General features: G+C 47.8%; 21 protein-coding genes and 1 other annotated feature. Of the genes, 14 read left to right on the top strand and 7 right to left on the bottom strand.

Annotated elements, in window-relative coordinates; translation table 11 throughout:
• Positions 1 to 3 precede the first annotated feature (3 nt).
• Together ACXN9U_RS15870 and ACXN9U_RS15865 are read left to right on the top strand one after the other, a co-directional pair.
• Positions 4 to 1,434 carry a LutB/LldF family L-lactate oxidation iron-sulfur protein gene (locus tag ACXN9U_RS15870; protein WP_060964225.1) on the top strand — a complete coding sequence of 477 codons (1,431 nt, stop codon included), beginning with the start codon at positions 4 to 6 and terminating at the stop codon, positions 1,432 to 1,434.
• Positions 1,434 to 2,156, top strand: coding sequence for a LutC/YkgG family protein (locus ACXN9U_RS15865; RefSeq protein WP_060964226.1), 723 nt, complete (start codon positions 1,434 to 1,436; stop codon positions 2,154 to 2,156). The genes ACXN9U_RS15870 and ACXN9U_RS15865 overlap by 1 nt, the downstream gene beginning before the upstream one ends.
• Positions 2,157 to 2,189: 33 nt before the next feature.
• Here the strand turns inward: ACXN9U_RS15865 and ACXN9U_RS15860 are convergent, their stop codons facing one another.
• The 3 genes from ACXN9U_RS15860 to ACXN9U_RS15850 form a co-directional block, all read right to left on the bottom strand.
• Positions 2,190 to 3,518, bottom strand: a complete 1,329-nt coding sequence (locus tag ACXN9U_RS15860; protein ID WP_060964227.1) for a GntP family permease — start codon at positions 3,516 to 3,518, stop codon at positions 2,190 to 2,192.
• A 26-nt stretch (positions 3,519 to 3,544) separates the two neighbouring features.
• Positions 3,545 to 5,089 carry a gluconokinase gene (gene gntK, locus ACXN9U_RS15855; RefSeq protein WP_060964228.1) on the bottom strand — a complete coding sequence of 515 codons (1,545 nt, stop codon included), beginning with the start codon at positions 5,087 to 5,089 and terminating at the stop codon, positions 3,545 to 3,547.
• Between the two features lie 181 nt (positions 5,090 to 5,270).
• Positions 5,271 to 6,128 (bottom strand): MurR/RpiR family transcriptional regulator, encoded by an 858-nt coding sequence (locus ACXN9U_RS15850; RefSeq protein WP_060964229.1) that lies wholly within the window; start codon positions 6,126 to 6,128, stop codon positions 5,271 to 5,273.
• A gap of 151 nt (positions 6,129 to 6,279) precedes the next feature.
• Here ACXN9U_RS15850 and ACXN9U_RS15845 point away from each other — a divergent pair, with 151 nt between their 5' ends.
• From ACXN9U_RS15845 to ACXN9U_RS15835, 3 genes are all read left to right on the top strand, one after another.
• Entirely contained in the window at positions 6,280 to 6,438 is a 159-nt protein-coding gene (locus ACXN9U_RS15845) for a hypothetical protein (protein ID WP_016937878.1), read from the top strand.
• Positions 6,439 to 6,529: 91 nt separating this feature from the next.
• Positions 6,530 to 6,769 (top strand) — a binding site (T-box leader).
• 62 nt (positions 6,770 to 6,831) lie between these two features.
• Entirely contained in the window at positions 6,832 to 8,172 is a 1,341-nt protein-coding gene (locus ACXN9U_RS15840; protein WP_060964230.1) for an amino acid permease, read from the top strand.
• A 113-nt stretch (positions 8,173 to 8,285) separates the two neighbouring features.
• Positions 8,286 to 9,436 (top strand): IS3 family transposase gene (locus tag ACXN9U_RS15835; protein ID WP_101605368.1). Its coding sequence is split into 2 segments (ribosomal slippage): positions 8,286 to 8,559 and positions 8,559 to 9,436, totalling 1,152 coding nucleotides; the frame shifts between segments, so codons are not numbered across the junction.
• Between the two features lie 57 nt (positions 9,437 to 9,493).
• On the opposite strand, the gene ACXN9U_RS15830 is transcribed toward ACXN9U_RS15835, so the two are convergent.
• Positions 9,494 to 10,411 (bottom strand): DMT family transporter, encoded by a 918-nt coding sequence (locus ACXN9U_RS15830; protein ID WP_489201890.1) that lies wholly within the window; start codon positions 10,409 to 10,411, stop codon positions 9,494 to 9,496.
• A gap of 97 nt (positions 10,412 to 10,508) precedes the next feature.
• Here ACXN9U_RS15830 and ACXN9U_RS15825 point away from each other — a divergent pair, with 97 nt between their 5' ends.
• Positions 10,509 to 11,387, top strand: a complete 879-nt coding sequence (locus ACXN9U_RS15825) for a LysR family transcriptional regulator (RefSeq protein ID WP_489201889.1) — start codon at positions 10,509 to 10,511, stop codon at positions 11,385 to 11,387.
• 30 nt (positions 11,388 to 11,417) lie between these two features.
• Here the strand turns inward: ACXN9U_RS15825 and ACXN9U_RS15820 are convergent, their stop codons facing one another.
• Positions 11,418 to 11,825, bottom strand: coding sequence for a hypothetical protein (locus ACXN9U_RS15820; protein ID WP_438420673.1), 408 nt, complete (start codon positions 11,823 to 11,825; stop codon positions 11,418 to 11,420).
• Between the two features lie 273 nt (positions 11,826 to 12,098).
• Here ACXN9U_RS15820 and ACXN9U_RS15815 point away from each other — a divergent pair, with 273 nt between their 5' ends.
• A complete protein-coding gene (locus ACXN9U_RS15815; RefSeq protein ID WP_489201888.1) occupies positions 12,099 to 13,106 on the top strand; it encodes an LLM class flavin-dependent oxidoreductase in 1,008 nt (335 codons plus the stop codon).
• A gap of 35 nt (positions 13,107 to 13,141) precedes the next feature.
• Here ACXN9U_RS15815 and araR read toward each other — a convergent pair whose 3' ends face one another.
• Positions 13,142 to 14,230 carry an arabinose utilization transcriptional regulator AraR gene (gene araR / locus ACXN9U_RS15810; protein ID WP_049627429.1) on the bottom strand — a complete coding sequence of 363 codons (1,089 nt, stop codon included), beginning with the start codon at positions 14,228 to 14,230 and terminating at the stop codon, positions 13,142 to 13,144.
• Between the two features lie 224 nt (positions 14,231 to 14,454).
• Between araR and araE the strand changes: the two genes are divergently transcribed.
• From araE to eno, 7 genes are all read left to right on the top strand, one after another.
• A complete protein-coding gene (gene araE, locus ACXN9U_RS15805) occupies positions 14,455 to 15,849 on the top strand; it encodes an arabinose-proton symporter AraE (protein WP_489201887.1) in 1,395 nt (464 codons plus the stop codon).
• Between the two features lie 264 nt (positions 15,850 to 16,113).
• The gene (gene cggR, locus ACXN9U_RS15800; protein WP_016937886.1) at positions 16,114 to 17,148 is read left to right on the top strand and encodes a gapA transcriptional regulator CggR; all 1,035 of its coding nucleotides are present in this window, start codon (positions 16,114 to 16,116) and stop codon (positions 17,146 to 17,148) included.
• A gap of 33 nt (positions 17,149 to 17,181) precedes the next feature.
• On the top strand, positions 17,182 to 18,189 hold the full coding sequence (gene gap, locus ACXN9U_RS15795) for a type I glyceraldehyde-3-phosphate dehydrogenase (RefSeq protein WP_016937887.1): 1,008 nt from the start codon (positions 17,182 to 17,184) through the stop codon (positions 18,187 to 18,189).
• Between the two features lie 321 nt (positions 18,190 to 18,510).
• Positions 18,511 to 19,695: a phosphoglycerate kinase gene (locus ACXN9U_RS15790; RefSeq protein ID WP_060964237.1), complete on the top strand. Its 1,185-nt coding sequence runs from the start codon at positions 18,511 to 18,513 to the stop codon at positions 19,693 to 19,695.
• Between the two features lie 24 nt (positions 19,696 to 19,719).
• Entirely contained in the window at positions 19,720 to 20,481 is a 762-nt protein-coding gene (gene tpiA / locus ACXN9U_RS15785; RefSeq protein ID WP_003151618.1) for a triose-phosphate isomerase, read from the top strand.
• Complete coding sequence (gene gpmI, locus ACXN9U_RS15780; RefSeq protein WP_060964238.1) at positions 20,474 to 22,009, top strand: 2,3-bisphosphoglycerate-independent phosphoglycerate mutase; 1,536 nt, start codon at positions 20,474 to 20,476, stop codon at positions 22,007 to 22,009. The genes tpiA and gpmI overlap by 8 nt, the downstream gene beginning before the upstream one ends.
• Positions 22,010 to 22,037: 28 nt before the next feature.
• Entirely contained in the window at positions 22,038 to 23,330 is a 1,293-nt protein-coding gene (gene eno, locus ACXN9U_RS15775) for a phosphopyruvate hydratase (protein ID WP_007409956.1), read from the top strand.
• Positions 23,331 to 23,360: 30 nt separating this feature from the next.
• Here eno and ACXN9U_RS15770 read toward each other — a convergent pair whose 3' ends face one another.
• Positions 23,361 to 23,822: a GNAT family N-acetyltransferase gene (locus ACXN9U_RS15770; RefSeq protein WP_060964239.1), complete on the bottom strand. Its 462-nt coding sequence runs from the start codon at positions 23,820 to 23,822 to the stop codon at positions 23,361 to 23,363.
• Positions 23,823 to 23,827: the final 5 nt, after the last annotated feature.

Raw genomic sequence — 23,827 nt, 5'->3', positions numbered from 1 at the left:
ATCATGGCGATGAAAATCGGTACCGCGGCTTTTAAAGAGCGGGTATCAGAAGGAATAGATAATGAGTTTATGAGAGGAGCCGTCTCCGGAGCGCAGGAACGGCTCAGGACGAGAAGGCTTCAGGCGGCAGAGGAATTGGGAAACTGGGAGGATTGGCGTTCCCATGCGGAGGAAATCAGGCAGCATGTGCTGGACAATCTTGATTTCTATTTAGAACAGCTCGCCGAAAACGTCGCCAAAAGAGGGGGACACGTATTTTTCGCCGAAACGGCGGAAGAAGCGTCCTCCTATATCCGCGATGTCATCCGGCAGAAAAATGCCAAAAAAATCGTAAAATCCAAATCCATGGTGACAGAAGAAATCAATATGAACGAAGTGCTTGAAGAAGAGGGCTGTGAAGTCACAGAAACGGATCTCGGCGAATATATTCTCCAGATTGACGATCACGATCCGCCGTCACATATCGTTGCTCCCGCTCTTCACAAAAACAAAGAGCAGATTCGTGACGTGTTTAAAGAGAGACTCGAATACAAACAGACCGAAAAACCGGAAGAGCTCGTCATGCACGCGCGCAGCGTCCTCCGGAAAAAATTTCTCGAAGCGGATGTCGGCATCACGGGCTGCAACTTTGCAATCGCAGATACGGGATCGGTCAGTCTCGTGACAAATGAAGGAAACGGCCGCCTTGTGTCCGCGCTGCCGAAGACGCAGATCACCGTGATGGGAATGGAGCGGATCGTTCCTTCATTTTCTGAGTTTGAAGTGCTTGTCAGCATGCTGACGAGAAGTGCGGTCGGCCAGCGGCTTACAAGTTACATTACGGCGCTGACGGGCCCCCGGCAGGAGGGAGAAGCAGACGGGCCGGAGGAATTCCACCTCGTGGTCGTGGACAACGGTCGTTCCCGCATACTCGGCACGGAATTTCAATCAGTGCTGCAATGTATCCGCTGCGCCGCCTGCATCAATGTCTGTCCCGTATACCGGCATGTCGGCGGACACTCGTACGGTTCCATCTATTCGGGTCCGATCGGCGCTGTCTTATCGCCCCTTCTCGGCGGATACGATGAGTATAAGGAGCTCCCGTACGCATCTTCCTTATGCGCGGCCTGTACGGAAGCGTGTCCTGTTAAAATTCCGCTGCACGAGCTGCTGCTCAAGCATCGGCAGAACATCGTTGAAAAAGAGGGCAAAGCGCCGTTTGGCGAAAAACTGGCCATGAAAGCCTTCGGGATCGGCTCGTCATCCCCGTCCCTTTATAAAATGGGATCAAAATGGGCGCCTGCAGCCATGACGCCGTTTACGGAAGATGACAAAATATCAAAAGGGCCGGGGCCGTTAAAGGGATGGACCGCAGTCCGGGACTTCCCGGCGCCGCATAAATCGAGATTCAGAGATTGGTTTTTTGACCGGGAAAAACAAAAGGGGGAAGAATGATGATGAAAGGGACGGTTAAACATCAGGAATCCTTTTTAAACCGGATCGCCGGACGTCTGGGCAGAGAGCGCAGAAAAGCAGGCGTGTCCCTGCCTGAATGGAAGTACCAGCCTCAATATGAAACGCATGCGGGCTGTACGGAAGATGATCTTGTCACGATGCTGAAAGACCACTGCGTCAACATTCATACCGAGCTGATCGAAACGGATGCCGCCGGGCTGTACGCCGCTTTGCGCACGCAGGTGGACCGTTTTGAAGGAGGGCCTGTCATCATTCCGAACGACAGCCGGTTTGAAACGTACGGCCTGCAGACTCTTATGTCGGAAGAGTGGCCGGATGAAGGCATTCCGGTTTGGGAATGGGATGCGGAGCAAGGAGCGAAAAATATTGAAAAAGCGGAACAAGCGAATGTAGGCATTACATTCAGCGAGATCACGCTCGCTGAATCAGCCACCGTCGTTTTGTATGCCTCAGAGCATGCCGGCCGATCAGTCAGCCTGCTTCCGAAAACCTATATCGCAATCATCCCGAAATCTTCCATTGTGCCGAGAATGACGCAGGCCAGCGATATATTGAAACAGCAGATCAGAGACGGCGTCACCGTTCCTTCCTGCATCAACTATATTACCGGACCGAGCAACTCGGCCGATATCGAAATGGACTTGGTTGTCGGCGTCCACGGACCCGTGAAAGCCGCTTATATCCTTGTTAATGACCGATAAAAAACAACCCCCGGTTTTGGCCGGGGGTTGTTTTTATATAAACGCGTTAATGATCATAATAAAACAAATCGCACTGACAGAAATAATCGTTTCCATCGCCGTCCATGTCAGGAACGTTTCTTTCACGGTCATTCCGAAATACTCTTTAATGAGCCAGAAACCGGAGTCGTTGACGTGAGAAAGAATCAAAGAGCCCGCTCCCGTTGCCAAAACAAGAAGCTCGCTGCTGACCCCCGGCATGACAGATGCAATCGGTGCAACAATACCGGCCGCCGTCATCATGGCGACAGTCGCTGAACCTGTCGCGACACGGATGACCGCCGCGATCGTCCAACTTAAAAGAACGGGAGAGAAGCTCGAATGCTTCGCCATGTCAGCGATATACGTGCCGACGCCTGAATCAATCAGAACGTTGTTAAAAGCGCCGCCGGCTCCGATCACGAGCAGAATGGAGGCGATCGGTCCCAGACAGTCATTGCTGAATTTTAAAATGCTTTCTCTGTTAAAGCCCTGATAAAATCCAAGGCTGAAAAAGGAGTAAACCGTGGCGATCAAAAGCGCTGTGACAGGGTCGCCGATAAATTTAAAAGTGTCATAGAGCGTGCTTTTTTCCGGAAGCGCAATTTCGGCAAGCGTTGCCATAAGCATCAGAATCACCGGTACTAATATCGTAAACAATGTATTTGCGAATCCCGGAAGCTTGCGTTTTTCATTCCGTTCAATAAATTGTTTTTTCAACAGTTCGGGGACGGGTTTGTGAATGCGCTTACCGATCCATTTTCCGTAAAGCGGCCCTGCGATGATAGCAGTCGGAATGCCGACGATTAAAGAATACACAATCGTTTTTCCGACATTGGCGTGATAAATGCCGACAGCTGCCATCGCCGCCGGGTGGGGCGGAACCAATCCGTGCACGACGGAAAGTCCCGCAAGGAGCGGAATTCCGATCGTCACTAATGAAACACCGGTTTCAATCGCAATCGTAAACAGAAGCGGGACGAGCAGGACGAAGCCGACCTGGAAAAAGACCGGGATGCCGACGATAAAAGCGACGGCCACCATCGCCCAATGCACTTTCTTTTTGCCGAAACGGCCGATCAGGGTGTGGGCGATCCGCTCCGCACCGCCTGATTCAGCCATCATTTTTCCGAGCATCGTACCGAGGGCCAGCACGATCGCAAGCAGAGACAGTGTATTGCCGAGCCCGGTTTTCATCGAAGTGACAATGTCCGGCAGCTTCATGCCCGCTGCAAAACCGACAAGAATGGATGTAATCAAAAGACTGATAAAAGGATTTAACTTAGCGACCGTAATCAATAAGAGTAAAACGATAATAGCGGCAATGACTATAAACAGTAACATGACCTTTTCACCCTTTCAAAGAAGAATTATCGGCTTTGTTTGAGCTGAAATTCACTGATGACGTCAAATTCATCTTTGAGCTTGTCATACAGCCGCTCGTATAAGTAAAACAGCTCAATATATGTTTCGCTGTTTTTGACATTCGGTTCATGACGGTGAGAAATTCTGATCCAGTCCTGAACATCCTCAATCTGTTCCATTTCGCCAATGCTGTGTAAAGCGAGGACGGCAGCTCCGAGCGCCGATGCCTCATAACTTTCCGGAACGAGGACTTCCCGTCCCATCGTATCGGACAAAATCTGCCTCCACAGCGGCGATCTCGCAAACCCTCCGGATGCCCGCACATCTTTTGCGGGGCCCGCCAAATCTCTCAGTGCGACACCGATCGAAAAGACGCTCATGATGACGCCTTCCAGCACCGCTCTGATAAAATGCTCCCGTTTATGGCGGAGGCTGATGCCGAAAAACGTTCCGCGGGCATTCGGATTCCAAAACGGCGCGCGCTCTCCTGATAAAAACGGCAGAAACAGCAGACCATCAGAGCCTGCGGGCACTTTATCCGCGATATCAATCATTAAATCGTACGGATCAATGCCAAGCCGCTTCGCCGTTTCGACCTCAGGAGAAGCGAACTCATCACGAAGCCAGCGCAGCATAATGCCTCCGTTATTCGTCGGTCCTCCGATGACCCAATGCTTGTCAGTAAGCGCATAACAGAACGTCCGCGCTTTCTCATCCGTCACCGGCTTATCCGTCACCGAACGTACGGCTCCGCTTGTTCCGATCGTAACGGCTACCTCGCCTTTGCCGATCGCGCCTACTCCCAGATTGGCGAGCACGCCGTCATTTGCGCCGATAATAAACGGAGTATCCGCATGAATGCCCATCCGTGCCGCGATTTCCGGTGCAAGGCCGCATAGCTGGTGAGTGGTCGGCACGAGGTCCGACAGCTGATCTTCCCGGATTCCGGCAATCCGGAGCGCTTCTTCATCCCATGAAAGCGTCTCTAAACGGAACAGCCCCGTTGCCGAAGCAATCGAATAATCAACGACATAAGTTCCGAAAAACTCGTGCAAAATATATTCCTTAATACTGATGAATTTGGCGGCTTTCGCGAAAGTCTCCTTATCCTGTTCTCTCATCCACACAATTTTGGAAAGGGGAGACATCGGGTGAATCGGTGTGCCCGTTCTTTTATAAATATCGAAACCGTTCATTTCTTTTAAAATCCGTTTTGATTGCTCGGCGCTTCGGTTGTCCGCCCAAATGATGCTTTTGGTCAGCAAGCCGCCGTTTTGATCGACAGCAATCAATGAGTGCATGGCGGTGCTGATACCGATTGCCAGCAGGTTGTCCGGGCTCAGTCCGGCCTTTGTGACGGCGCCTCTGATGCTCGCGATAACAGCTTCCAAAATGTGCTCGGGATCCTGCTCGGCCCATGCCGGCTTCTGTTGTATTAAATCATAGTGAACCGAATGTTTGGATAGCACTTTGCCTCTTGGTCCGAACAGAACGGCTTTCGTGCTGGTCGTGCCGATATCCAGACCGATAACAGCTTGGGTTTCCTTCATATATATCCCGCCTACTCTAATTGAATAATAAGATAGATTGATAATGTATGCCCTTACAAAGTCAATTATAGGAATAATTTTTTTATAAATCAACGATAGAGAAGAAAATTTTTTTCACAAAATTGCCTCAATTCCCGCTGTATCGGCTTTTCTCTTTGAAAAATAAATATTCAGAAAACGGTTACAAACGTTTGTGCGCAATCATTTTTCTGATTTGCTGCAAGTTGGCGAGCGTTTTCTCCTGCCGCAGACGTGCCGTTGCGAAATAAAGTGTATCAATGACCGTCAGCTGGGCGAGTCTTGCGGACATCGCTTCCGTTCGAAAGGCCGTCTCCCTTGTTGATGTATACAGCACAACGTCAGAAATCTGGGTGAGCGGCGACTTTTGGTAGCTTGTAATGCCGATCGTGCCCGCGCCGAGCGATTTGGCCGTTTTTACCGCGTCGAGCACATCCTTGTTGCTCCCCGAGTGAGAAATCCCGATGACTGCGCTTCCGGGACCGAGAAGACCCGCTGACATCGCCTGGAAGTGAGAGTCCGTGTGAGCGATGCAGTTTATGCCCGTGCGCATAAACTTATGATACGCATCTGTGGCGATCAGCCCGGAGCCGCCGTTTCCGTAAAATTCGATTCTGTCTGCGCCGTGAATCATCTCTGCCGCTTTTTCAACATCGGCCGGATCTAACAACTGAAACGTATCGGTCAGGCCGGAAATATTTGCGCGGAAAACTTTTTGGATGATGACTTCGGTATCGTCATCAGGGCTCATTTCTTCATGAATGTGCTGCACAGGCTCCTGAACGATTTCCTGAGCAAGCGCGATTTTCAAATCCTGATAGCCGGAAAAACCGAGCCGCTTGCACAGCCTGAAAATCGTCGCTTCAGAGCTTTTCGTTTTTTCCGCCAGCTGAATGATAGAGAGATGAACCACGTCTTTCGGTTCCTTCACGATATGGTCTGCAATCGCTCTCAATTTTGGCGACAAGCCTTTGCTGGCTGCCTGAATCTTCCCGATACTGCTTGAATTGACAGGGGTCATGCTATAACCTCCCTATTCGAATGTAAACGCATACTTTTATGATAAAGCAAGTTTCAATATAAGGAAAACAGAATTTTAAAATTGTTTTTTCGATTTGGCGTATAAAAAAAAGAGAAAGGCCGCCGATGATAGAAAGTGAGGAGGCATCTGGATGAAAAAAGCATGGATTCTTGTCATATCCTTCGGCATTGCGCTTGCGCTGTTTTTATACGCAAACACTAAGGTGAAAGCGGAAAGCGCGGCACCCGGAAAGCAAAGCCTTGTTTCCGGATTTCAGCTGAGATTTTCGAATGACCGGGAAGGACAATAGACGGCAAAAATTAGTATTGACTTTAAAATTAGAAGACTGTATATTATGTTACTATATTCAGAAAATAAAAACTCAAGAGATTCATTTAACATAAAACACTGTGAACGGGAGCAGTAAAAGAATCCAGTCAGAAGAAGAGAGCCGCGGGGTGGTGCAACGCGGACTGATTGTTCTTTGAACTCGCCCGGAAGTGGCAGGGCGGAACGGAATTGTCGGAATATTCCCTATGTCCTAACGGCTGACCTTCGTTAAAAGGTTTTTAAGCTGGATTCCGGATATTCGGGATCAACAAGAGTGGTACCGCGGCTGCCTGAGGCACGCCGTCTCTTTTCTAAAAAGAGGCGGCGTGCTTTTTTATGTGATGAACACTTTTTGCGAGAGGGCGTGTGATAGATGGAAAAGGACAAGCAAACATTAAAACGGACGATGTCGTCCAGACACATTATGATGATGGCGCTTGGAGGCGCAATCGGGGCCGGGCTCTTTAAAGGCAGCAGCACGGCGATTGATGAAGCCGGGCCTTCCGTGCTGCTGGCCTACCTCCTCGGCGGAATCATTCTGCTGTTTATTATGCAGGGGCTGGCTGAAATGGCCGTCAGAAACAAACATGCAAGGACGTTCCGTGATTTGGTTGAGCAGTCTCTCGGATCGTACGCTGCATACTTTTTAGACTGGATCTATTGGAAAATGTGGGTGCTCAATATTGCCGCGGAGGCGGTCGTAGCCGCCATTTTCATTCAATATTGGCTGCCGGAATGTCCGATATGGATACTCGCTTTGATTATTTCTATCGTGGTAACGGTCGTAAACATGCTTTCTGTGAAGCTGTTTGCCGAGACAGAGTACTGGCTCGCGCTCATTAAAATTACAGTGATTGTCATCTTTATTTTATGCGGAATTCTGCTTTTATTTTTCTCATTCGGCAATCACACGGCGCCGGGGCTGTCTCATTTAACGGATCACGGAGGGTTTTTCCCGCATGGAGCGGGGGGCGTCATCACGGCGATGCTCGTCGTGATCTACTCATACGGCGGAACGGAAATCATCGGCGTCACACTGGCGGAGACAAAAAATCCCGAAAAGGTGATTCCGAAAGCTGTCCGAAGCACGTTAACGCGGATTGTCGCTTTTTACTTGCTGCCGTTTTTCATCATCGTCAGCCTGATTCCTTGGAATCAAGTCAACAGCGTTCCTGAAAGCCCGTTTGTCATAGTATTTAAGATGATCGGAATTCCGGGTGCCGACCATATTATGAATGCCGTCATTCTTCTTGCGATTATCTCGTCCATGAACTCGGGATTGTACGGATCATCCCGCGTCTTATTTACGCAGGCTTCTGACGGCCGGGTGCCGAAAATCTTTTCAAAACTATCGAAGAAAAAGGTTCCCGTCTATGCGATTCTGACTTGTACGTCATTTTTATATGTAGGCGTCCTGATTTCTTTATTTGCAGGAAGCCAGACGTTTAATTATTTGATGGGTTCACTCGGCTATACCGTGCTGTTCATCTGGCTGATTATCGGATTCGCCCATTTGAAATCAAGAAAACATTCAACAGAACAGCCGGCTTATTACGTCAAATGGTTCCCGTACACGACATGGTTCGCGGTTCTTGCGCTTTTGGCCATCCTGATCGGCGTAATTGCGACGACATCCATGGTCATCACATGCATCACCGCGGCCATCTACCTGCTTATTACGGCTGCGTATCTCGTGAAAGGGAGACGTCGATAAATAAAAAACTCTTGCCCCGGGGGCTGACCCCATAATATGAGACAAACAAAAAACACCTTCAAGTTTGAAAACGGATCGTTGTTATCCGAAATTAGACTTGGAGGTGTTTTTCTATGAAGGCAAGAGTGAGTTATCCGGTTGAAGTCAAACAGAAGGCTGTAGAAATGAGATTCGCGGGCGTGCCTGTGAAGGAGATCATGCAGGAATTGAATATAAAGAATAAGACGCAGATTCAGACATGGGTCAGGTGGTATAAAGCTGGGGATACACATCGATTCCAACAACCTGTCGGAAAGCAATATTCTTATGGAAAAGGTCCAGAGTATTCTTCCGAATTAGAGAAACTGCAGGCAGAAAATCGTTATCTGAGACAACAGAATGAAGTGTTAAAAAAGTACAACGAATTGGAAAGGAAGCTGATAGCGAAACGCCAGTCGAGCTTGTAGAAGCATTGCGCGGCACAATGACCATAAAGGATATCTGTATTCATTTAGGTATCTCACGAGCATCTTATTATCGTTGGAAGAAGAATCTGATGAAAGATAACCCTAAATACCATTTAGAAAAACAAATCGGCACGTTGTGCCGAGAACACAAGTATCGATATGGCTATCGGAAAATCACAGCCATATTAAAAAAGGGAATGCGTATAAATCATAAAACGGTTCAGCGCATTATGCAGAAGAATCAGTGGCAATGCCGGGTTAAGGTGAAAAAGCGCAAGAAGAATGGGCAGCCATATGCCGTGGCCGAGAATATATTGGATCGGAACTTTCAGTCTGATCGCCCTCTGGAAAAGCTAGTAACGGATATCACATATTTGCCTTATGGGCAGAAACAATTGTATCTTTCCAGTATATTGGATTTATACAATGGAGAAGTGATTGCTTTTACGATTAGCGATAGACAGGACACAGACTTTGTCTTACACACACTTGATCAGCTGCCCGCACTGCCAGAGAACTGCGTGTTACATAGTGACCAAGGTTCTGTTTATACATCTTATGAGTATCAGAAAGCTGTTAAAACAAAAGGCATTACCATGAGCATGTCCCGCAAAGGGACGCCCGCTGATAATGCCTCCATCGAATCGTTTCATTCCTCACTAAAGTCTGAAACGTTCTACCTCGACAGGTTGGAAAGCACTACGACGACCATCGTAGAACAAACTGTCGAAACCTATATACACTATTATAACAACATTCGTATTCAAACGAAACTAAACAACCAGCCGCCGGTCACATACCGACAGCTGGCTGCTTAAAGGTGTTTTGATCCCTGTCTCAAAAACGGGGGTCAGTCCCCCGCGGCAAGAGTTTTTTTAATGAGCGGCCTTTTTTTCTGCGGCCAAAGCAGGTGTTTTCAGTCTCTTCGGTGTTATATTCACCAAACAGATGCTTGTGACAATCAGAAGCAGTCCGGCTAAAAGGCTGACGGTCAGCGGCTCATGCAGGAATATCGAGCTGACGACAATGGATATGAGCGGGATCAGGAAGGTGTAAGAGGCAACCTTGCTTGCTTCCCCTGAACCGACAAGCGTAAAAAAGGCGAGCCAGCCGAGCGCGATGACAAATACCGAAATGAACAGAAGGCTCAGAATAAACGGAGCTTTCCATTGAATCGCTGAAAAGCTTTCTGAAAAACTGCCGGAGCTGACAAGCAGCACGCCGCCGATCAGAAGCTGAAGAGCGACCATCCAGATCGAGTCCGCGCGTCCGCCCGTTCTTTTCACATATACCGTGCCGAGCGCCCAGCTGACTGCGGAGCCTAAGGCCAAAAGAATGCCGGCGATGGAAATATGACCTCCGAAACCGGCTGAGCTGATGACGGCGACACCGGCAAAGCCCAGAATAAGCCCGGCGATTTTCAAAGGATACATCGATTCGCCGAGCCACAGCCAAGAAAAAACCCCCATTAAAACCGGCTGGAAAAACACGATGGCTGAAAATAAGCCGGCAGGCAGGTAATTCAAGCCGACCGTTTGCAGACCGTAAAATAAAGTAATATTTAAAATAGCAGAAATAAGATAGATCGGCCACGTTTCTTTAAAACGCAGCTTTTTAAAACGGGGCAGCGCCACCATTAATAATAGAAGTCCGCCGATCAGCGTGCGGATTCCGGCAAACAGAAGTGGCGGCGAATAGGCGAGCGCGGCCTTTGTCAGCGGCCAGTTAATCCCCCATACTGTAACTAAAAACGCCAGCATGAGAGCTGTCTGTATTTTCGAAAGCTGTTTCACGTCGTTCACTCCTTGTAGAACAATTCCATCATATGATACGGTAATCAGCAAGATAAATAAAATGAATCTTTTTTATAAGGAGCATAAGTAAAACGTTATGACGATCACACAACTGCGGGTTTTTGTTCAAATCGCTGAAACGGGAAGTTTTACGAAAGCGGGGCAGGCGCTGAATATGACGCAGCCCGCCGTCAGCCATGCCATCTCGGCGCTTGAGTCAGAGCTCGGCATTAAGCTGATCATCCGCGAGCGCCGCAACGGCTTAAGGCTCACGGACACGGGCGCAAAAATTCTCGTCCATATCAGAGAGGTGCTCAAAGGCATAGAAAAAGCCGAGCAGCTGGCGGCCGCGGAAAGAGGGCTTGAACAGGGAACGATTCACGTCGGGACATTCCCGGCCGCTTCCGCTTATTTCATTCCAAAGCTGATCAGCATGTTTAAAAAGCGGTATCCGAAGCTTGAATTGGTGCTTCATGAAGGAACGGTCAACGAAGTAAAGGAATGGCTCCGCTCCCGGGTAATAGACGTAGGTATTACTCTTTTTCCTACGGAAGACATGGAATATCTGCCGCTGAAAAAAGATAAAATGGCCGTCGTGCTTAGAAATGATCATCCGCTTTGCAGCTGTGAGGCAATCTCTCTGAAAGACCTTGACTGCCAGCCGATGATTATCTGTGACGGAGGGTACGAATCACCGCTTATTGATATGTTTAGGGAGGCAGGATCTGTGCTGACTGCCGCATTCACTGTTTACAACGTCAATACGTCCATCAGCATGATTAAAGAAGGGCTGGGAATCGCGATACTATCACAAATGTCTATGTCGGGAATATCGCTGCCGGAAAATGTCGTGACGAGAGAATTGAATCAGGCGGTGTACCGCGATGTTCTGCTTGCCGTTCCTTCCGTAAAGGAAGCTTCATTGGCGGCAAAACTTTTTATTCAAATCGCACAGGAACTCACAAAGAATGAATAAAAGACCCTAATCATCTTAGGGTCCTGAATCTTATCGATTAATTTTAAAAGAGTTTGTCGTATTGACAAGTTTTGAACCGCTGAACGTGGCTTTGACACGATAATAACCTGTCTTGCATCCTTTTAAAGAGAATGACTTAGTCACCCTTACTGAGAAAGAGAAGGTTGTTTTTTTGCAAGTCGTCCATTTCTTTCCGGACTTTCGCTGTAAGTATAGGTTTCCTTTAAAGGTTCGATTTGACGGATACGCTGTACTGAGAGTAAAATCGACAGTTTTCGCTTTTTTCGTGTAGTAGGAGGCATCGGTAGATCCGCTTACATTTAAATGCTGCTGAGTGCCGTCATAAAAGTCTGCAGCGTATGCCTTATCGGTGTTTCCTGTAAAAAAGATTGCTGCCAGTAAAGCTGTTGTGAGTGCCATTAAGAGTTTTTTACGCATATAGAATGACTTCCTTCCTATTCAATATATGACATATGTTAACATTATTGGTTCTATTGTTTCAATGGTATCTTTTCATTTTTATATCATTCTAGGCCCTTCATATCTGAATGTTATAGATTCATTCATACAAAGTTCACTAGTGATGACCGCTGACTGATTGTTCGAAAATCATCGAATCAAATTGTTTAACTCACGTGAAAAGCTGTGGTAAGGTGTGTGGTAGAGACCTTGTTTAAGATCTGCTTACACTAAACCATAAAGGAGAAAACGATGGCTGAACATACATTGAAAGATACTGCGTTTTCCGTATTGAATTTATCGCCGGTCGTACAGGGGGGAACGGTTGCTGAATCGTTCCGCAACAGCATGGATTTAGCGCGCCGTGCCGAGGAGTGGGGCTATAACCGCTATTGGCTGGCGGAGCATCATAATATAGAAGGCGTCGCCAGCTCGGCAACGTCAGTGCTGATCGGCCACATTGCCGGCGGCACGAAGAAAATCCGCGTCGGTTCAGGCGGCATTATGCTGCCGAATCATTCGTCACTTATAATCGCGGAGCAATTCGGAACCCTTGAAACGTTATATCCGGGGCGGATTGACCTCGGAATCGGGCGTGCGCCGGGAACCGACCAATTAACGGCGAGAGCCTTAAGAAGAAACATAAACAGCGGGGAGGATTTCCCGGAGCAGCTTGAAGAATTGAGAAATTACTTCAAACCGACAGGCAATGTGCGCAATCAAGTCCGCGCCATTCCGGGCGAAGGGCTGGACGTGCCGATCTGGCTTCTGGGCTCAAGCGGCTTCAGCGCACGCCTTGCCGGAGAGCTCGGGCTTCCGTTCGCCTTTGCGGCTCACTTCTCACCGAAAAACACCGTGCCGGCTCTTGAGTTATACCGAAGCTCCTTCCGTCCGTCAGACGTACTGGATAAACCGTACGCGATGGTCGGCGTCACCGTCATTGCCGCAGACACGGATGAAAAGGCGGAGCATCTGGCGACATCGCATTATCAAAGATTTTTAGACCTCGTCCGCGGCACGCCGAACCAGCTGAAGCCCCCTGTTGAAGACATGGATCAAATCTGGTCGCCGTATGAAAAAGCGATGGTCAATGAACAGCTCAGTTCAACGATCGTCGGCGGACCGGAGCGTGTGAAGGAAAAGCTGGAAAGCTTCATCCGGACAACACAGGCGGATGAAATCATGGTGAATTCAGAAAGCTTTGAGCATGCCGACAGAATGCGGTCGTTTGAAATCATCGCCGAATTAAAAAACAGCTGATCAAAAAAAGCAATGTGCACAGCACATTGCTTTTTTCATTCGCCGATCCGCCTGACGGAATTCCGGATGACGAGTTCCGGTTCATACACGACGTCATCTTGCTTCGGTTTTTTATGTTCTAAGCAGTCGATGACGTATTTTGCCGCCGCTTTCCCCATAATGGATTTCGGGTGCTTAACAGAGGTGAGCTTCACCTCGGAAATCTGGGCGAAATGTGAATCATCATAGCCCATGACTGACACGTCATCAGGCACCTTTAAGCCGAATTCTCTGAGAAGATTAATCGTCTTCAGCGCAATTTCATCATTATAACAAAGAATGGCCGTCGGGTATGACCCGCTGTTTTGCTCAAGGGTATCCTTAATCTTTTGGAGAAGCACGGTTTCTTTTTCTTCAGTCGTGTAGGTTACGATCATGTCCGGAGACGGGAAGATTCCGCGCTCCCGATGCGCCTGCAGATAGCCGTTCATCCGTTTGACGCCCTGCGTGTCATCCGCTTTAAAAATTCCCATAATGTGCGTGTGCCCGAGGGACATGACGTATTCGCAAGCCATCATGCCGCCTTTGACATCATTGACGGAAAAGCTCGGTGCGGCCAGCTCCGCATAAGAAGCGTTAATCATGGCAAACGGAATGCCGTTTTTCTCCAGATTGAGATAATAGCCGATGTTGGGCGTCTGCAGCGCGCTTTTCGTAGGCTCGACAATCAGCCCGTCTATATTTTTAGACAGCAGGTTTTCAAGGCCCCGTCGTTCACTTTCTGTATTGTTGTTGGTGCTCGTCAGCAGCATGGAATAGCCTTGTTCGCTTAAATAAGATTCGATTCCCCTGATGATGCTCGGGAAAATATAGTCTGATATGTACGTTGTAATGACGCCGATCGTTTTGTTTGAATGCATAGCTGATTTCGCCGTGCGTGAAGCGACAAAGGTGCCTCCGCCCTGAACGCTGTACAGCAGCCCCTGCGAGACTAAATCCCCGATCGCTTTTCTGATGGTATGGCGGCTGACGCCGAACTGCTGCATCAGCTCATTTTCCGTAGGCAGCTTTTGGTCAGGCTGTATTTTCCCTTGATTCAGCCATGAACAAATTTCTTCTTTTACTTGAGCATATTTCGGTAGCATATCAATTCCTCCAAAATGTATACGGACAAATTCCAGTATAACATAGTAAGCCCTTTCATCAAGTCGCAAAAACAATTGACAGATTCTGAAAAACTGCTTATTCTTTATTTGTACGTACTAATTTTCCTTATTTTTAGATAAAATTCTTTATAAGTACGTACAAATGTAACAGTGCTCTGTTTTGTAAGCGTTTTTATTCTATTATTCGCGGGAGGGTAAAATTCATGAAGAATCACCCGGCACCAATTGGCTCAAATGTACCTGTCACTCGAGAGCATTCGAAGTGGTTTGTCATTCTTATCTCATGCGCGGCCGGACTGGGAGGGCTTTTGTACGGTTATGACACGGCGGTTATTTCCGGCGCCATCGGTTTTCTGAAAGACTTGTACCGTTTAAGTCCTTTTATGGAAGGGCTCGTGATTTCAAGCATTATGATCGGCGGTGTTTTCGGCGTCGGGATTTCAGGATTTTTGAGTGACCGTTTCGGACGGAGAAAGGTTCTGATGGCAGCGGCCCTTTTGTTTGCAGTGTCAGCGGTTGTCTCTGCGCTTTCTCAAAGTGTGTCTTCCTTAATTATCGCCAGAATCATCGGCGGTCTGGGAATCGGAATGGGCTCCTCGCTTTCTGTCACGTATATTACCGAAGCCGCTCCGCCGGCCATACGCGGCAGTCTTTCCTCACTGTATCAGCTGTTTACGATATTAGGGATCTCCGGCACTTATTTTATTAACCTCGCCGTCCAGCAGTCCGGCTCATATGAATGGGGGGTGCACACCGGCTGGCGGTGGATGCTCGCTTACGGCATGATTCCGTTTGTCATCTTTTTTATCGTGCTGCTTATCGTGCCGGAAAGTCCTCGCTGGCTTGCAAAAGCGGGGCGCAGGAATGAAGCTCTCGCCGTGCTGACGCGCATTAACGGCGAGCAGACCGCGAAAGAAGAAATCAAACAAATCGAAACGTCTTTACAATTAGAAAAAATGGGATCATTGTCTCAGCTGTTTAAACCGGGGCTGAGAAAAGCGCTTGTGATCGGAATTCTGCTGGCTTTGTTCAATCAGGTCATCGGCATGAACGCGATTACGTATTACGGGCCGGAAATCTTCAAAATGATGGGCTTCGGGCAGAATGCGGGGTTTGTCACGACATGCATCGTCGGTGTCGTCGAAGTGATTTTCACCATTATTGCGGTTCTTTTAGTCGATAAAGTAGGCCGGAAAAAGCTGATGGGGGTCGGATCAGCCTTTATGGCGCTGTTCATGATCTTAATCGGGGCATCCTTTTATTTTCAGCTGGCAAGCGGGCCGGCTTTAGTCGTCATTATATTGGGATTCGTCGCCGCTTTCTGCGTTTCAGTCGGGCCGATTACGTGGATCATGATTTCAGAAATCTTTCCGAACCACCTCCGCGCACGCGCCGCCGGTATCGCGACGATATTCCTGTGGGGGGCGAACTGGGCGATCGGACAATTCGTGCCGATGATGATCAGCGGGCTGGGTCTCGCGTACACTTTCTGGATATTTGCCGTCATTAATATTCTCTGTTTCTTGTTTGTCGTGACGATCTGCCCTGAGACTAAAAATAAATCATTAGAGGAAATAGAAAAACTCTGGATAAAATGAAAGCGTTTTACGACAAAAGTCCGCTCCGGCGGGCTTTTGTCTGTCACCTTCAGTCTGTTTCTGTATATAATGACTGTATCAAGGAGATACTGGTAAATCCTGCGAAGAATGTCGAGGAATTGACCTTTAACAGTTGAATTAACAAAGTCATCCTGTTAAAATAATTAAAGAAAGCAGACATAATTTTTTTTGGCTATGATGGGACGTTTTTTGTCATAGCGGGACATTTTCTGTCCAGTATGAATAGGAAGGAACGTTTGAGTCATGAACCAGTTAATACAAGCTCAAAAAAAATTATTGCCTGATCTTTTGCTTGTCATGCAGAAAAGATTTGAAATCTTGCAGTATATCAGGCTTACCGAACCGATCGGCCGCAGAAGTCTCGCAGCCAGTCTCGGATTGACCGAGCGCGTTCTCAGAAGCGAGGTTCAGTTTTTGAAAGAACAGAATCTCATTGATATTAAAACAAACGGCATGACAATGACGGAAGAAGGCTATTCACTGCTTTCGATTCTGGAAGATACGATGAAGGATGTTTTAGGATTGACGCTTTTGGAAAAGACATTAAAAGAGCGGCTTAATCTGAAAGACGCCATTATCGTCTCCGGAGACAGCGACCAATCTCCTTGGGTCAAAAAAGAATTAGGGAGAGCGGCCGTTGCGTGTATGAAAAAGAGATTTTCAGGCAAAAATATCGTCGCTGTAACCGGCGGTACGACAATTGAAGCTGTCGCCGATATGATGACGCCGGATTCTAAAAACCGCGAGCTTTTGTTTGTGCCTGCAAGAGGCGGTTTAGGCGAAGACGTGAAAAACCAGGCGAACACCATATGCGCGCATATGGCGGAAAAGGCTTCAGGCACTTACCGGCTTTTGTTCGTTCCCGGACAGCTGTCACAAGGCGCCTATTCATCTATTATTGAAGAACCTTCCGTAAAAGAGGTGCTTCAGACGATTAAATCAGCGAGTATGCTCATTCACGGAATCGGCGAAGCTAGAACAATGGCGGAGCGAAGAAACACACCATTGGAAGATTTGAAGAAAATAGATGACAATCATGCGGTGACAGAGGCATTCGGCTACTACTTTAATGCGGACGGAGAAGTCGTTCACAAGGTGCATTCAGTCGGAATGCAGCTCGATGACCTCGATGCCATTCCCGACATTATCGCGGTAGCGGGCGGATCATCAAAAGCAGAAGCAATCGAAGCATATTTTAAAAAGCAGCGAAACACGGTTCTCGTCACGGACGAAGGAGCCGCAAAGAAGTTATTAAGGGATAACAGTCCCTCAATATAAATATCTCTCACTTATTAAAAGGAGGAAATAATCATGGCAGTAAAAGTCGGTATTAACGGTTTTGGTCGTATTGGACGTAACGTATTCCGCGCAGCATTAAACAATCCTGAAGTTGAGGTAGTGGCGGTTAACGATTTAACAGACGCTAACATGCTTGCTCATCTTTTACAATATGATTCCGTACACGGAAAATTAGACGCAGAAGTTAAAGTTGACGGCAGCAACCTTGTTGTTAACGGCAAAACAATCGAAGTTTCTGCTGAGCGCGATCCTGCGAAACTCAGCTGGGGCAAACAAGGCGTTGAAATCGTAGTTGAATCTACTGGTTTCTTCACAAAACGCGCAGACGCTGCGAAACATTTAGAAGCCGGCGCGAAAAAAGTCATCATCTCTGCACCTGCTAACGAAGAAGATATCACAATCGTTATGGGTGTTAACGAAGATAAATACGATGCGGCTAACCACGATGTTATCTCTAACGCATCTTGCACAACAAACTGCCTTGCGCCGTTTGCAAAAGTACTTAACGACAAATTCGGCATCAAACGCGGTATGATGACAACTGTTCACTCTTACACAAATGATCAGCAAATCCTTGATCTTCCGCACAAAGACTACCGTCGTGCGCGTGCAGCAGCTGAAAACATCATCCCAACATCAACTGGTGCTGCTAAAGCAGTTTCTCTAGTTCTTCCTGAACTGAAAGGCAAACTGAACGGCGGAGCAATGCGTGTGCCGACTCCAAACGTTTCTCTTGTTGACTTAGTTGCTGAACTTAACAAAGACGTAACAGTTGAAGACGTAAACGCAGCTCTTAAAGAAGCGGCTGAAGGCGATCTTAAAGGAATCCTTGGCTACAGCGAAGAGCCATTAGTATCCGGAGACTACAACGGCAATGCTAACTCTTCTACAATCGATGCTCTTTCTACAATGGTTATGGAAGGCAGCATGGTAAAAGTAATCTCTTGGTACGATAACGAAAGCGGCTACTCTAACCGCGTTGTTGACCTTGCAGCTTACATCGCAAAACAAGGTCTTTAATTCATAGCTCCCGGAAAGGGCCGGACTTGGTTCTTTCGGACAGAAACGCTATAATGAAAGCGGACAAGGGAAGGGGACGGACTCCCTTTCCCTTTTTCCATGAGAACCGGCTTTCAGAAAGCGCCTGATTGCTGCAGAACGTCCGCGTTTTGCAGTTTCAGCGGCACTTTCGTTTTCCTAGCCGCCTGCCCTGGCTCAGAAGACGATCTGCCCCGTGCCCGGAAGCTGCAATCTGCCCCGCGGCGGAAGCATCATAAGGCGGTTTCACGTTTCACGTTTTTCGTGCTATGCAAACCATTTTGAAGGAGGATCTCCTAAGGCATGAATAAAAAAACAGTAAAAGACATCGACGTAAAAGGCAAAGTCGTATTCTGCCGCGTTGACTTTAACGTTCCAATGAAAGACGGGGAAGTAACAGACGATACTCGTATCCGCGCTGCGCTTCCGACAATCAAACACCTTGCAGACCAAGGCGCGAAAGTCCTTCTTGCGAGCCACTTAGGCCGCCCGAAAGGCGAAGTGGTTGAGGAGCTTCGTTTAACTCCTGTCGCTGCACGCTTAGGCGAACTGCTTGGCAAAGAAGTGAAAAAAGCAGATGAAGCTTACGGTGATGCTGTAAAAGCACAAATTTCTGATATGAAGGACGGAGACGTTCTTGTATTGGAAAACGTACGTTTCTACCCTGGCGAAGAGAAAAATGATCCTGAGCTTGCTAAAGCATTTGCTGAGCTTGCGGATGTATATGTCAATGACGCATTCGGTGCTGCCCACCGTGCTCACGCATCTACAGCCGGAATTGCCGAGCATCTGCCGGCGGTTGCAGGATTCCTGATGGAAAAAGAGCTTGATGTACTTGGAAAAGCGGTGTCTAACCCTGACCGCCCGTTCACGGCAATCATCGGCGGAGCGAAAGTAAAAGACAAAATCGGCGTCATCGAAAGTCTGCTTGATAAAGTGGACAACTTGATCATCGGCGGAGGTCTTGCTTACACATTCGTTAAAGCACTTGGCTATGAAGTCGGTAAATCTCTTCTTGAAGAAGATAAAGTCGAGCTTGCAAAATCATTCATGGACCGCGCGAAAGAAAAAGGCGTTAAATTCTATATGCCGGAAGACGTTCTCGTTGCTGATGATTTCTCTAACGATGCAAATGTTCAAATCGTGCCGATCTCTGAGATTCCAAGTGATTTAGAAGCCATCGACATTGGTACGAAAACACGCGAAACGTATGCTGACGTTATCAAAAACAGCAAACTTGTCGTGTGGAACGGACCGATGGGCGTATTCGAAATCGACTTGTTCGCTCAAGGCACAAAAGCGGTTGCAGAAGCATTGGCAGAGGCTAATGATACATACTCTGTCATCGGCGGAGGAGACTCTGCGGCAGCCGTTGAAAAATTCGGTCTTGCTGACAAAATGAGCCACATCTCAACAGGCGGCGGCGCATCCCTTGAATTCATGGAAGGCAAAGAGCTTCCAGGGGTAGCTGCACTGAACGATAAATAAAACTGCTATAAGGAAGTGGAACAGATGAGAAAACCAATTATAGCCGGTAACTGGAAAATGAACAAAACACTCGGCGAGGCTGTCAGCTTCGTTGAAGAAGTGAAATCTTCCATTCCAGCAGCAGACAAAGCGGAAGCCGTTGTTTGCGCACCAGCACTTTTCTTAGAAAAGCTGACTTCTGCTGTTAAAGGAACTGACTTAAAAGTCGGCGCCCAAAACATGCATTTTGAAGAAAACGGTGCGTTCACAGGCGAAATCAGCCCGGTCGCTCTGAAAGACCTTGGCGTGGATTACTGCGTCATCGGCCACTCTGAGCGCCGTGAAATGTTCGCTGAAACAGATGAAACTGTTAACAAAAAAGCGCATGCCGCTTTCAAACACGGCATTGTGCCGATCATTTGCGTAGGTGAAACGCTTGAAGAGCGCGAAGCCGGAAAAACAAATGATCTTGTTGCCGATCAAGTGAAAAAAGGTCTTGCGGGTCTTTCTGAAGAGCAAGTTGCTGCTTCCGTTATTGCGTACGAGCCAATCTGGGCAATCGGAACAGGCAAATCTTCTACAGCGAAAGACGCTAACGACGTCTGCGCGCATATCCGTAAAGTCGTTGCTGAAAGCTTCAGCCAGGAAACTGCTGACAAGCTCCGCATTCAATACGGCGGCAGCGTAAAACCTGCAAATATTAAAGAATATATGGCAGAGTCCGATATTGACGGTGCTTTGGTCGGCGGCGCAAGCCTTGAACCGCAGTCATTCGTTCAATTATTGGAGGAAGGTCAATATGAGTAAAAAACCAGCTGCACTCATCATTCTTGATGGGTTCGGATTACGCAATGAAACAGTCGGAAACGCAGTCGCACAAGCGAAAAAACCGAATTTCGACCGTTATTGGAACCAATACCCTCATCAGACGCTGACGGCATCAGGCGAAGCAGTCGGACTGCCTGAAGGACAGATGGGGAACTCTGAGGTCGGACATTTGAATATCGGCGCAGGACGTATTGTGTACCAAAGCTTAACACGCGTGAACGTTGCCATCCGCGAAGGCGAATTCGAACGCAATCAAACGTTCCTTGACGCCATCAAAAACGCGAAAGACAACGGCAAAGCGCTGCACCTGTTCGGTCTTCTTTCTGACGGGGGCGTACACAGTCACATCAATCATTTATTCGCGCTGCTCAAGCTTGCGAAAAGTGAAGGGCTGACGAAGGTGTATATCCACGGTTTCCTCGACGGCCGCGATGTAGGTCCGCAAACGGCGAAAACTTACATTCAGCAGCTGAATGAGCAGATCGAAGAAATCGGCGTCGGCGAAATCGCCAGCATTTCCGGACGCTACTACTCTATGGACCGCGACAAACGCTGGGATCGTGTAGAAAAAGCGTACCGCGCAATGGCTTACGGTGAAGGCCCGTCTTACCGCAGCGCGATGGATGTCGTCGACGATTCTTATGCGAACGGCATTCATGATGAATTCGTCATTCCGTCCGTCATCACAAAAGAAAACGGTGAACCCGTTGCGAAAATTCATGACGGCGATTCTGTGATTTTCTATAATTTCAGACCTGACCGCGCCATCCAGATTTCGAACACGTTTACCAACAAAGATTTCCGCGATTTCGACCGCGGTGAACATCATCCGAAAAACCTGTATTTCGTCTGCCTGACTCACTTCAGTGAATCTGTTGACGGATATGTGGCTTTTAAACCGGTAAACCTTGACAATACGGTTGGTGAAGTATTAGCACAGCACGGGTTAAAACAGCTTCGCATTGCAGAAACTGAAAAGTATCCGCACGTTACGTTCTTTATGAGCGGCGGCCGCGAAGAAGAATTCCCGGGCGAAGAGCGCATCCTCATTAACTCGCCGAAGGTCGCGACATATGACCTGAAGCCTGAAATGAGTGCGTATGAAGTGAAGGATGCTCTTGTAAAAGAAATCGCGGCTGACAAGCATGACGCGATCATCCTGAACTTTGCAAACCCTGACATGGTCGGCCACTCCGGAATGGTCGAACCGACGATTAAAGCAATTGAAGCAGTGGACGAGTGCTTAGGCGAAGTGGTTGACGCCATCATTGCCAAAGGCGGGCATGCCATCATTACCGCTGATCACGGTAATGCAGACATTCTGATTACAGAATCAGGCGAACCGCACACTGCCCATACGACAAACCCAGTCCCTGTCATTGTGACGAAAGAAGGCGTGACGCTGCGCGAAGGCGGAATCCTAGGCGACCTCGCACCAACGTTATTAGACCTTCTCGGTGTTGAAAAACCGAAAGAAATGACAGGAACATCTTTAATTCAAAAATAAGCGTAAATCAAAAGGAGAGACAAAACACATGCCATACATTGTTGATGTTTATGCACGCGAAGTCCTTGACTCCCGCGGCAACCCGACAGTTGAAGTTGAAGTATATACAGAAACAGGAGCTTTCGGCCGCGCATTAGTGCCAAGCGGAGCTTCTACAGGCGAATACGAAGCAGTTGAGCTTCGTGACGGCGACAAAGACCGTTATCTTGGAAAAGGCGTGTTAACTGCTGTTAACAACGTAAACGAAATCATTTCTCCAGAGCTTCTCGGCTTTGACGTAACAGAACAAAACGCAATCGATCAGCTTTTAATCGAGCTTGACGGAACTGAAAACAAAGGCAAACTCGGTGCGAACGCAATCCTTGGCGTATCTATGGCTTGTGCGCGCGCAGCTGCTGATTTCTTACAGATCCCTCTTTATCAGTACCTTGGAGGCTTCAACTCAAAAACGCTTCCTGTACCGATGATGAACATCGTAAACGGCGGAGAGCATGCTGACAACAACGTAGACATTCAAGAATTCATGATTATGCCTGTAGGCGCGCCTAACTTCCGTGAAGCGCTTCGCATGGGCGCTCAAATCTTCCACAGCCTGAAATCAGTTCTTTCTGCTAAAGGCATGAACACAGCTGTAGGTGACGAAGGCGGATTCGCTCCGAACCTTGGTTCTAACGAAGAAGCGCTTCAAACAATCGTTGAAGCAATCGAAAAAGCCGGCTTCAAACCTGGCGAAGAAGTGAAACTTGCTATGGATGCTGCATCTTCTGAGTTCTACAACAAAGAAGACGGCAAATACCATCTGTCTGGCGAAGGCGTTGTGAAAACATCTGCTGAAATGGTTGACTGGTATGAAGAAATGGTTTCTAAATATCCAATCATCTCTATCGAAGACGGACTTGACGAAAACGACTGGGAAGGCCACAAGCTTCTTACTGAGCGTCTTGGCAAAAAAGTTCAGCTTGTCGGTGACGACCTCTTCGTTACAAACACGAAAAAACTTGCTGAAGGTATTAAAAACGGCGTAGGCAACTCAATCCTGATCAAAGTAAACCAAATCGGTACATTAACTGAAACATTTGATGCAATCGAAATGGCAAAACGCGCAGGATACACAGCTGTTATTTCTCACCGTTCTGGTGAAACTGAAGACAGCACTATTGCAGACATCGCTGTTGCAACAAACGCTGGACAAATCAAAACAGGTGCTCCGTCTCGTACGGACCGTGTGGCGAAATACAACCAATTACTTCGCATCGAAGATCAATTGGCTGAAACTGCTCAATACCACGGTATCAACTCTTTCTATAACTTGAATAAGTAATCGAAAAAACCTCCCCAAGGGGAGGTTTTTTTATATGTCTGCATAAAGCCTTACCATATCGCGGCACTGTATCCCGTTTTCGAAAATCTCCTCTTCATAATGCCTGATGAAAAAATCATGGTCGATGGCTTGGAGTCTGAAGCCGCATTTTTGGTAAAGGGCAAGCTGGCCTATACTGGAGTTGCCCGTTCCGATTTCAATAGTCGCTGCTCCCATTTGTTTTGCCTTATTCATGGCTTCTTCTATGAGCCTTCTCCCGATGCCGTTATTCTGCATTGATTCGTTTACCGCAATATTGACGATTTCCACCGTTTTTGGTCTTGTTTTTAAAAGGACGTAAACCCCTGCAAGCTCGTCTGACGTCCAAGCCGTATAGCATTCGCCTCTGGCAAGATAATCATCGACAATTTCCCTTGACGGATCGGCCAGCAGCAATAATTCATACAGCGCTTCATCCCGCTCTGCCGCTTTTCGGATGCTCAGTTTTTGCATGTCCG

Source organism: Bacillus sp. BACIII (assembly GCF_057836745.1).
Note: the sequence above shows the minus strand (reverse complement) of the source record. Positions and strands in the feature narration are given on the sequence as shown.